Origin of the sequence: Bartonella sp. AA2SXKL, assembly GCF_042197205.1 — a bacterium.
Classification (GTDB): domain Bacteria; phylum Pseudomonadota; class Alphaproteobacteria; order Rhizobiales; family Rhizobiaceae; genus Bartonella.
The window spans coordinates 1-9146 of record NZ_JBHIRN010000022.1; the positions used below are offsets into that span (position 1 = coordinate 1).

Annotated in this window: 13 protein-coding genes and 2 pseudogenes; 2 read left to right on the plus strand and 13 right to left on the minus strand. The window is 37.2% G+C overall.

The window, feature by feature from the left end; genetic code table 11:
* Positions 1-147 precede the first annotated feature (147 nt).
* From ACFINS_RS08890 to ACFINS_RS08915, 6 genes and pseudogenes are all read right to left on the minus strand, one after another.
* Positions 148-426: a hypothetical protein gene (locus ACFINS_RS08890; RefSeq protein WP_375613969.1), complete on the minus strand. Its 279-nt coding sequence runs from the start codon at positions 424-426 to the stop codon at positions 148-150.
* Positions 423-1157 (minus strand): antA/AntB antirepressor family protein, encoded by a 735-nt coding sequence (locus tag ACFINS_RS08895; RefSeq protein WP_375706104.1) that lies wholly within the window; start codon positions 1155-1157, stop codon positions 423-425. The genes ACFINS_RS08890 and ACFINS_RS08895 overlap by 4 nt, the downstream gene beginning before the upstream one ends.
* Before the next feature lie 289 nt (positions 1158-1446).
* Positions 1447-1983: pseudogene (locus ACFINS_RS08900) on the minus strand (Rha family transcriptional regulator); the annotation flags it as partial.
* Between the two features lie 253 nt (positions 1984-2236).
* Complete coding sequence (locus ACFINS_RS08905; RefSeq protein WP_375706105.1) at positions 2237-2833, minus strand: antA/AntB antirepressor family protein; 597 nt, start codon at positions 2831-2833, stop codon at positions 2237-2239.
* A 557-nt stretch (positions 2834-3390) separates the two neighbouring features.
* Entirely contained in the window at positions 3391-3975 is a 585-nt protein-coding gene (locus ACFINS_RS08910; RefSeq protein WP_375706106.1) for a hypothetical protein, read from the minus strand.
* Between the two features lie 3 nt (positions 3976-3978).
* Complete coding sequence (locus ACFINS_RS08915; RefSeq protein WP_375651457.1) at positions 3979-4293, minus strand: hypothetical protein; 315 nt, start codon at positions 4291-4293, stop codon at positions 3979-3981.
* 351 nt (positions 4294-4644) lie between these two features.
* Between ACFINS_RS08915 and ACFINS_RS08920 the strand changes: the two genes are divergently transcribed.
* Both ACFINS_RS08920 and ACFINS_RS08925 read left to right on the plus strand, forming a co-directional pair.
* A complete protein-coding gene (locus ACFINS_RS08920; RefSeq protein ID WP_038473319.1) occupies positions 4645-4827 on the plus strand; it encodes a type II toxin-antitoxin system HicA family toxin in 183 nt (60 codons plus the stop codon).
* A gap of 20 nt (positions 4828-4847) precedes the next feature.
* Positions 4848-5270, plus strand: coding sequence for a HicB family protein (locus tag ACFINS_RS08925; protein WP_100131245.1), 423 nt, complete (start codon positions 4848-4850; stop codon positions 5268-5270).
* Positions 5271-5273: 3 nt separating this feature from the next.
* Here the strand turns inward: ACFINS_RS08925 and ACFINS_RS08930 are convergent, their stop codons facing one another.
* From ACFINS_RS08930 to ACFINS_RS08960, 7 genes and pseudogenes are all read right to left on the minus strand, one after another.
* A complete protein-coding gene (locus ACFINS_RS08930; protein WP_375706107.1) occupies positions 5274-5816 on the minus strand; it encodes a hypothetical protein in 543 nt (180 codons plus the stop codon).
* A gap of 12 nt (positions 5817-5828) precedes the next feature.
* Positions 5829-6281 (minus strand): single-stranded DNA-binding protein, encoded by a 453-nt coding sequence (gene ssb / locus ACFINS_RS08935; protein WP_375620506.1) that lies wholly within the window; start codon positions 6279-6281, stop codon positions 5829-5831.
* Between the two features lie 141 nt (positions 6282-6422).
* A complete protein-coding gene (locus tag ACFINS_RS08940) occupies positions 6423-6803 on the minus strand; it encodes a helix-turn-helix domain-containing protein (protein WP_375668755.1) in 381 nt (126 codons plus the stop codon).
* Between the two features lie 245 nt (positions 6804-7048).
* Positions 7049-7564 (minus strand): hypothetical protein, encoded by a 516-nt coding sequence (locus tag ACFINS_RS08945; RefSeq protein WP_375706108.1) that lies wholly within the window; start codon positions 7562-7564, stop codon positions 7049-7051.
* Positions 7551-7898, minus strand: coding sequence for a hypothetical protein (locus tag ACFINS_RS08950; protein ID WP_375624113.1), 348 nt, complete (start codon positions 7896-7898; stop codon positions 7551-7553). The genes ACFINS_RS08945 and ACFINS_RS08950 overlap by 14 nt, the downstream gene beginning before the upstream one ends.
* Before the next feature lie 181 nt (positions 7899-8079).
* The gene (locus ACFINS_RS08955; RefSeq protein ID WP_273754097.1) at positions 8080-8466 is read right to left on the minus strand and encodes a hypothetical protein; all 387 of its coding nucleotides are present in this window, start codon (positions 8464-8466) and stop codon (positions 8080-8082) included.
* Positions 8450-9146 (minus strand): annotated as a pseudogene (locus ACFINS_RS08960) (hypothetical protein); the annotation flags it as partial. The pseudogene ACFINS_RS08960 and the gene ACFINS_RS08955, both read right to left, overlap by 17 nt.

Below are 9146 nucleotides of genomic sequence, written 5' to 3' on the forward strand. Positions count from 1 at the left end.
AAGTAACTTTTACATCATTAGTTGAAAAAGGTCTTTTGATACGTCATGGTGGTGGACGATCAACTTGGTATAGTGCACCTTAATTTTATTACCTTCTTAACCACCTCCCCATTGTTGAGAACGGGGAGGGGAGTTCTATTTTTTTAATTAAGCAACCTTTTTAATGGGGCTCTCCAAATTTGGTTCGTAAGCTTTTAACAAAGGCTCCATAATCGGGGGAGGTTTTAAGGTTCCAAAATTTGTAATCATTGCCAAAATTCTGAGTGCATTTGGTGATTCATCTTGAAGTTTTAAAATCAAAGCTTTTTCTATTGCATCCATGGTCTCAATGAGAGCATTAAAAGCCTTATCTTCGACATCATCACGATCAGAAAATTGAAACAAAGCCATCCATAAATCACATAAAAAGTCGATACTGGTGTTCATTGTACACCTCCATGGATTTGTTCTCTCAAACATGCCAATCCTTTTGGTGTGATTTTTGTTGAAGGGAGCACCTTTTCTGTACCATCCGGTCTTTGAATGGTGATAGCGGGACAATCCATAAATCCTTTCTTGATCTTGTCCTGATAAGGTAACAGTGGCGCCCCTGGAGCCCGTCGATAGACCCAATCATGTTTACGCAAGTAATCTGTTAAATCTTTTGGTCGCACCTCTAACATTTTTGCTGCTTCTATCAAACCGAACAACCCATCAGAACGTTTTAAGCCTTCCAAAGCCTCTGCTTTTGGTGCTAATTCAGCAATAACATGATCTTTCTGCTCGATTTGGCTTTGTAAGTGATTCAAAACACCAAGCAATGCTTCGGGTTTAGAGTAGTCAACTTGTGGTGTTGCTACTTGTTTCAAAAGCCGTTCACATTTGATAAAGTATTGACGTGCTTCATGCCCTTTATCATTACGCTCTATCATCGAAAGATGTTTAGCCATGTCTAACGTAATGTAATATTCTATGCTTGGGCGCCCACCTTTTTCTAAATTTTTAGAAAAACCTATAAAGTCTATATTTTCTCGAAAGTTACATTCTTTAATACGATTTTTAATCCAGTCTGCAAACTTTGATGTAATCTCCAAAAACGCATGCAAATCACGCGCGTTAACAGTTTGAACAGTTTCCTGATCAATAACCTGTTCTGATATTTCTATAAGTGTGTTCATAATGAACTCCTTGTAGTTAGACGTTTTTCATTGACACTCTAAAAGAGTGCCGGGCGCTGAAAAACACGGCTACAAGTCCGTCGTCACACTTTTCCCGTTAGGGTATTGTATAGTGTAACCACACCCGACGAGGTTATTATATGCATGTAGCACATAATGAGTCAAAGTCTTTAAATGTCCAGAAGATTGATTATTTCGGCAATCAATCCGCTTGTAGTTTGTAAGGTGTTTTTCAAGCACCTGATTCGATTATTCACATTGTCGCCACAATGTCAAGTGGCAATGTAATGTTTTTATAAAAGTAATCGGTTAAGTCCTTTGGTCGCACCTCTAACATTTTTGCTGCTTCGATAAGACCGAACAAACCATCAGAACGCTTTAGACCCTCAAGTGCCTCTGCTTTTGGTGCTAATTCTGCAATAACATGATCTTTCTGCTCAATTCGACTTTGTAGGTGATTTAAAACACCAAGTAATGCCTCCGGTTTGGAGTAGTCAACTTGTGGTGTGGCTACCTGTTTTTCCAATTCTTGCCAACGGTCAATGATTTTAGCTCGTAAGGCAGTACTGTAACCAGAAACAAGAATTAAACATTCGCGCTTAGGTAAGTTATAACAAGGGCGGCTTTCACCTTTTGCATCAACGTAAGTACCGATAAAATCAACCAATCCAAATTTGGAGCCGTTAAGTTCTTCAAGCATCTTCTTGATATCACGCATAATATGTGCGTGCTGCTTTTTACACAAATCAGCAATTTCACGACTAGACATAGTTTGATGGATAGCACTATTAGCAGTGTTTCCTTTAATTTTTATAAGAGTGTTCATTATGAACTCCTGTGTAATTAGACGTTTTTGATTGACACTCAATAAAAGAGTGCCGGGTGCTCAAAAACACGGTACACAGTCCGTCGTTATGCTTTTCCCAAAAGGGTATTGTATAGCATAACCACACCCGACAATGTCATTATACGCATGTAGCATATAACAAGTCAAAGTCTTTAATGCGCGGAAAAGAGATTGGTTCGGCAATCCACCCGCTGTGTATTTAAGGTGTTTTTGAGGCACCTGATTCGATTATTCATATTGTCGCCACAATGTCAAGTGGCAATGCAATGTTTTTATAAAAGTAATCTGTTAAATCTTTTGGTCGCACCTCTAACATCTTTGCTGCTTCTATCAAACCGAACAAACCATCAGAGCGTTTTAAGCCTTCCAAAGCTTTTGCTTTTGGTGTTAATTCGGCAATAGTGTTATCCTTTTGCTCGATTTGACTTTGTAAGTGATTCAAAACACCAAGTAATGCTTCGGGTTTGGAATAATCAACTTGTGGAGCGGCTATCTGTGGTGTCACTACTTGTTTTAACCGTCTTTCACATTCGATAAAGTATAAACGAGCTTCTCTACCTTTCTTATTGTTCTCAAGCATAGAAAGCTCTTTTGCTACATTTAGTGTAAGATAATATTCTTTTAACACTACATTTTGACGTTCGCCAGTTTTGGCGAGCGTTAAAATATAATCTATTCCCTCTTCTAAATTGTATTTGATAATACGGTCTTTAATCCAATTGGAAAAGTCTCGTTTTGCCTCTAAGAATGTGTGCAGATTACGTGCATTTACTGTTTGAACAATTTCCTGTCCAACAGTTTGTTCCGATATCGGAATAAGAGTGTTCATTGTGAACTCCTTATGGTTAAATGTTTTCATTGACACCTTAGAAAGGTATCGGGCGCTGAAAACACGGCCATAAGTCCGTCGTTATGCTTTCCCCCGAAAGGGTATTTTATGGCATAACCACACCCGACAAGACCAGTATACGCCATACGCATATAATGAGTCAAAGCCTTCAATGTACGGAAAAAGATTGTATCGGCAATCCATCCGCTTATGGTTTTAAGGTGTTTTCAGGCACCTGATTCGAAGATACCTATTACTGTAGAATTGTCAAGTAATAAAAATTACTTTTTGCTAAGAAAACGTTTCACATACTGTACAGTGTACATATTGAAATCATTATTTATCAATGAGTTAAATGTACAATGTACAGTCAAATTGAAAATTCTGTCGCTAGCGATAGTTCGCGCTCGTCCGCCCCGCAACAGACCCAACCCGCTGGGAAGTACCTTTTGCATTGATTTTATTGTATTTTTTCTGGAAAAAACCAAAGCGCAAATGATAATCTGCTTTAAAAATTACAATTAAAGTGAGTAGCGTGTTGACATAGCTTAAGAACATTATTTAGCTTTCTTATTGGCGGCATATTCTTGACGAGCAAGTTGGTACTGTATGTTGGCAATTAATCTTTCATTGGCTTTTTTTACAATAGTACTTGCAATCTCTGGCTTGGACATCACCCCAGCAATGGAGGGTCCTTTTTGTTTTGCAATGGGGAATTGATCTCCATCGGCTCTTTGAAACACATTCCCATTCAGCTTTTTTAATTCAACGCGCTTTGGAAAACTCCCACCTTTGATAAAAGCATGGGGTAATATTTCTTTCTTTCCAAACAGTGTGTAAGTTACGCCGCGTTTTGTTTCGTTTGCTTTAAAAAATTTAAGAGGTATCGGTGTTACAGAACCAATGATATCTGTCTCAAGAAACCTTGCTGTCGCCTTTTCTTTAATATAAACACCTCTTCTTATACGCTTTATTTGGGCTGATGAGATGTCTGCAACTTGCTTTTCAGTGAAGCGTTCAACTTGTTTTGCTGTAGTGTTTAGAGCATTACGCAGAGCCCAATTAAGGCGAGGGGCTTGAAGGCTTGTGAAGGTATCTTTTGCCTGTTGAAGATACCATTTTTGGTGGATGATTAACTTCAACTTCTAAGCCTTTTTTGGGGTAGGTGACTTGGAAGCTTTAGATGCTTTTGGCTGTTCGAGTGGAATTTCCTCTGTCACTGGTTCAGACGATGTTTGTACGGCTTCTTGTTCTATCTGTTTAATTTGTTCAATTGCCTTATCTGTTTTTGCTGTTGTCTTGACGTCAACAAAAAGTTTTGCAGCATTGGCGCGCTTGAGACGTGCGTAGACTTGATTAGAAACTTCAACAAATGGATTATTGGGAGTTGAAGTTTCAAAACGAACAGTGCTTTTATTATCGCCAACAACACACATTGGCTTGGTGATGATTGCTTTCATCTTCGCTCCTTTTGAGGCAATGAATTAATGACATCATTGGTTACTGAATGGCGTTTGATATGTGCAAAATAGATTAGTCTGTTTTATCAATAAAAACAGTACTTTAAGCCCTCTTGAAAGCTTAAGATTTTATCAAATTTTAGGGGATATTTTTGAATTTTAGACGCAATACAACCAGTGCCGTACTGCCACTAAATACGATTTTTCACGTATTGTCAATAGAAAAATCACGATATTGTGTATTTTTAATTTTTTTGATCAAAACTTAGTATTTTAAAAGCCAATCTTTAATTTTATACAAATAACAACATTTATGTTGTATTTAAACATTTTAGATGTTATATTATATTTATGAACAGTCAAGAATTAAAAAGATATCTTACGAAACATGGTTGCAGTTTTACCTCAGGGAAAGGTGGCCATTTGCTTGTAAAACGTGGTTCTAAAAAATCCGTTTTACCTATGCATGGTACGCGGAAAGAATTAGGAACGGGATTAGTTCAAAAGATTCTTAAAGATCTTGACCTAAGGTAAGTCTGAATATGGAGATGTAAATGAAATATGCACTTAAGTTTATCAAAGATGACAATGATACTCTTCTTGTCGTTTCCAAAGACTTTCAAGAATTTATTACCTATGGTAACGACGAAAAAGAGGCTTTGGAACACGCTAAAAATGCCCTTTTAACAGTTATTATGGGGCGTTTCCAAGATCGAGAAGTGGTCCCTTTTGGAGCTCGTGATGCTGCCTATCCTTTTGTTGAAGTATCTTCATTAGTTATTTTAAAAATTGCAATACACAACGCTATGGTTGAAAAGAATTTACGCAAAGCTGATCTCGTGCGTCTTTTAAAACTTCACCCAATACAAATTGACCGATTATTGGATTTAAACCACGCAACAAAATTAGATGCTTTAGAATCCACTCTCATTGCTCTTGGAAAAGAGATCACTATCAATGTTCAAAATGCTGCTTAAAATTTAGCGGTTTTGTATAAAATGTTTATGAAGTGCATTCAGAGCAACATACAGCGAACCGACAAGATGTGGCAGTGATTGATCTTCACTAACAAGATACTGTAGCGCGGCATAAAGGTTGTGCTGTCTATAAAGGCATTGTGCTTCTTTTAGCACCTCTTTCATTGCTTCATAGTAATGAGTAGTTTTTTCAATCCATTGTTTTTTTGCCTCTTCATTTAAAGATGGAGTAAAGTCATCATAAATTGCATTTGGTAAGGCTTTTGCACAGAGATAATTATTTCTCACTTCAAGATATTTTTGTGCAGCATCATATTGGTCTTGATTTATTTCGCCTTGCAAATAAAGCCGCCCGATATAGGTACCGGAAAGCGGATTTTTAGCCTCTTCTATGGTCAAACAGAAGCGTTTGGCACGCATTTCAATTGCCAATTTATCCATGGGTTCATGCGGTGTTTTTGCTCGTGAGATACGTCCATTTGGTTCTCTGATACATCCTTTAATCCGAGGACGACCGCGTTTTGCACGTTTTTTTCTTTTTGTCATATTTTTTTTCAATCAGAATGGGACGCTATCGTTAAGAGCCGTTCTATAATCTTGAGCCCCTGAAGCGATAGCATAATTTTGAGAAGTAATAGGTGAAGGGGTAGGGGATGCCGATTGATCTTTCTTTGCATCAAGCAAATACAATTCACCTTTGAATTGTGGTAAGACAATCTCTGTTGTGTAACGGTCATGCCCATTTTTATCTTGCCATTTGCGTGTCTGTAATTTTCCTTCTATGTAAACCTTTGAACCTTTGTTTAGATACTGAAGTGCAATTTTTGCCAAATGTGGATTAAAAATCACCACGGAATGCCATTCTGTTTTCTCTACTTTTTGATTGGTTTTTTTATCTGTATAGCTCTCAGAAGTCGCTATACTAAAATTGACTATTTCTGCTCCAGAATTCATTGTTTTGCTTTCGGGATTGGCACCAAGGCGCCCGATTAACGTCACTTTATTTAGCATATTTTAGTTACCTTAAATTTGTATTTAAATATGTAAAAAATCTTAGCATAATTTTATTATTTTTTCAATTATTTCAATGATATATTATTAATTATTAACATATAACATTACGTTTTGTGGTGTACGTATAAGATAAGGAGATCAAGGGATTTTATTTTGCAAGCAGCGTTTCTTTTCCATTTTCACCATAAATTCCTTAAACTCTGTTAGCTCTTGTTGTGAAAGGTGTTTAAAAGTTCTACAAAACGTGTTAGCCATTTCATGGTTAAGTGGATCAGAAGAATTCATTATAAAATTCTTTCGGCAAATATCAGCCTCTTTTCTTAAAAGAGAAGCCATGTTTTGATCTAAAGCGTACAGCTTTATGATCTTTTCTTCCATTCCTACTGGAACAGATTTCTTGCCAATTTCAACAGAAGATAAAAATGCTACAGATATGCCTAGTTTATCAGCCATATCTAAGAGCCGTTCAAAGCGATCAAGGCGAATTTTGCGTAAAGTTTTGCCAAATAGTGTAAGCATGTGATTAAAACTCCTATTCATGCAATCAAGCTGCTTTGAGAAATGATATTGTGTTTTTTTCAAAAATTTCTTTGACTTTTCCATAAAGTATAGCCTTGCCGCCTGGATATCTTAATGGTGAGCAGATATGAGTCATCGTTACGTGCCTTTTTAGGTGTTTTTTGATGTTTTGTTGATTTCATCAATCGATGTTAAGAAGATACAATACCGATTAACCAAAAAAGTCTTATAAATCGGAGATTTTACTATGGCTTTTTAGTACAAGACTGTAGTATGTAGATGGATATGTTTATTAAATTGCGTGTACGAAACATAAGAAACAATACACAGCATAAAAAATAGTACCAAAGTACAATGTCTAAATACCCAAATACGGTATCCAATGAAAAAGAAAACTGGTGTTCCACGTGCTTAGAGGTGACAGGCAAAGAAACCGTTTCTTTATAACTATTTGGAAAAATTAAAACGACAAGCGCTAAACTTATTAGCTTTAAAAGTCTGTGCATATACTGTTGTAAATCACGTGTTAATGTCTTCCAACCTGTTGTATTGCCGCGTTTGTATTTTGGATTGTTCTGCAACTCAAAAGGAATATGAGAATTGCATAAAATTGCAAAAACCGCTGTGACTATTACCAAAGAAACAGATGCGAATGTCAAAATACTTTGAATAAAGTAGGGATTTTTTTTAATTCCTAAAAAACATAAAAATATAAAAGTTATAATACCAAACAAGGCTCTTAGCTGTTTATCTGTAAACATATTTATTTCCTGCGGTTTTCGATAATTTTTTGATCTCTTTATTGATCTCGTCTATAAGAGGTTCGTAATTGAGAACGCTTTTCGGAATATTCCCACCGTAAACCCATGCTTTTACTTGCGCTTTGGTACTAAAATCCGCATTTTCTGGTGTGGTATAATACTGGCCGCCATCAAACTTTTCACACTCTCTTGTGCCGTCTTCATATTCGTAGAGGTTGTAAAAATACTCCTCTGCTCCGTCTCCCCAAGGAACATAACCAACAGCTGTTGCAACAAACTCTTTTTGCATGGGTTGTTTACGCTTTTTTAAGAACAGGTCTTTTAATATTCTCATGTTTTTAGTCCATAATTTTACCAATTGGTCTATTTACCTAAAATTTGACCGTACAGAGCGTTTTATATTGCAGATGTTGATTCATCATAAAATCTTTAAATCGCTTTGTACGGTGCCTTTTTGTCGATTTAAACACATACCTAATCGTAAAATGATCAGCACTTTTCACTAGTTTGCTGTTTTAAGCCGCTTTAGAATTGCTACTGTCATGACACTCTTCACTAGGCTTGCCTATTCTCATGAATGAAATGCGCTTGCCTCCTAAGGCTAGGTTACGCGTATTTTCAACTGCTGTAAAAACTCTCTCAGCAACACCATAAAGCCTGCTTTCTAAATCACGACAATACTGCGCTAGATCAGCGCATGAGGGCACAAATGTTGTGGACATGCCTTTTGCTTCACCACGTATAAGATTTTTAACAGCTTGCAATAAAGACCAGAGTGAAATGCCGTTAAGAGCTGCGATATAAGCCTTTGCACGCGCTTCTACATTCGAAACTTTTTGCATTGTCAAACCACCTTCAAGCACATCAAGAGCCTCTGCTATGTCTTCAACAGACGCTTTCACGGTAAGTAAGTTTTGAACAGTCTGATAAGCTTCTAAAGCTTGTTTCTCTAGGGTTTTTGTCAATTGAATGCCATTTCTCAAGGTCCATGGGAACTCCAGAGTTACACATTGCTCTATCTGTTGCACGGTATCTTGTAGAGGCGTCACTAAGCTGTGTTGCACCGATAAGATTACGGATTGTCTCTCCGGTACCACCACGAGTTCTTTGATCTTTTGAAAAGTTTCCATTGTTTCCACCATTGTTGTTCGTGTTTTTTGTTTTTTCTAAAACCTCGATAGCCTTTCGCACCCAGTTTCTCCATGTTGCTTGCCAATCACGTTTGATAGCATTCTTTCCTGCACAGGCTTTCCAAAAATCTCGAAACTTTGCAATTTCGACTTTCACGCGCTCTGGAGGCAAGCCCTCTGCAATGGCAAAATCGTAATCGGGTTCAAAATCCGTAGGCAATCGACAACCGCGATTAGCTTGCGCTCGTTTTGCTTTTTGGAAAACGTTCTCTTGCTCGTGAATGGGAGGTTGGTTGTCTGATGAGGTTTCGATTTGCTCTGATGTGGTCTCAACAGCAGCAACCTCTGTTGGCTCGTCAACCTGTTCGTTTGTTTCTAAACTTTCAGAACCAATTTCTTTTTTTGCTAAAACGATAGTTTTAGTTTTTTTATTATATATGTTTGTATTGTTT

What these genes read in the sequence shown, in the direction of transcription:
- ACFINS_RS08890 (WP_375613969.1), bottom strand. Translation starts at nt 426, where the DNA reads ATGAACACCAGTATCGACTTTTTATGTGATTTATGGATGGCTTTGTTT.
- ACFINS_RS08895 (WP_375706104.1), bottom strand. Translation starts at nt 1,157, where the DNA reads ATGAACACACTTATAGAAATATCAGAACAGGTTATTGATCAGGAAACT.
- ACFINS_RS08905 (WP_375706105.1), bottom strand. Translation starts at nt 2,833, where the DNA reads ATGAACACTCTTATTCCGATATCGGAACAAACTGTTGGACAGGAAATT.
- ACFINS_RS08915 (WP_375651457.1), bottom strand. Translation starts at nt 4,293, where the DNA reads ATGAAAGCAATCATCACCAAGCCAATGTGTGTTGTTGGCGATAATAAA.
- ACFINS_RS08920 (WP_038473319.1), top strand. Translation starts at nt 4,645, where the DNA reads ATGAACAGTCAAGAATTAAAAAGATATCTTACGAAACATGGTTGCAGT.
- ACFINS_RS08925 (WP_100131245.1), top strand. Translation starts at nt 4,848, where the DNA reads ATGAAATATGCACTTAAGTTTATCAAAGATGACAATGATACTCTTCTT.
- ACFINS_RS08930 (WP_375706107.1), bottom strand. Translation starts at nt 5,816, where the DNA reads ATGACAAAAAGAAAAAAACGTGCAAAACGCGGTCGTCCTCGGATTAAA.
- ssb (WP_375620506.1), bottom strand. Translation starts at nt 6,281, where the DNA reads ATGCTAAATAAAGTGACGTTAATCGGGCGCCTTGGTGCCAATCCCGAA.
- ACFINS_RS08940 (WP_375668755.1), bottom strand. Translation starts at nt 6,803, where the DNA reads ATGCTTACACTATTTGGCAAAACTTTACGCAAAATTCGCCTTGATCGC.
- ACFINS_RS08945 (WP_375706108.1), bottom strand. Translation starts at nt 7,564, where the DNA reads ATGTTTACAGATAAACAGCTAAGAGCCTTGTTTGGTATTATAACTTTT.
- ACFINS_RS08950 (WP_375624113.1), bottom strand. Translation starts at nt 7,898, where the DNA reads ATGAGAATATTAAAAGACCTGTTCTTAAAAAAGCGTAAACAACCCATG.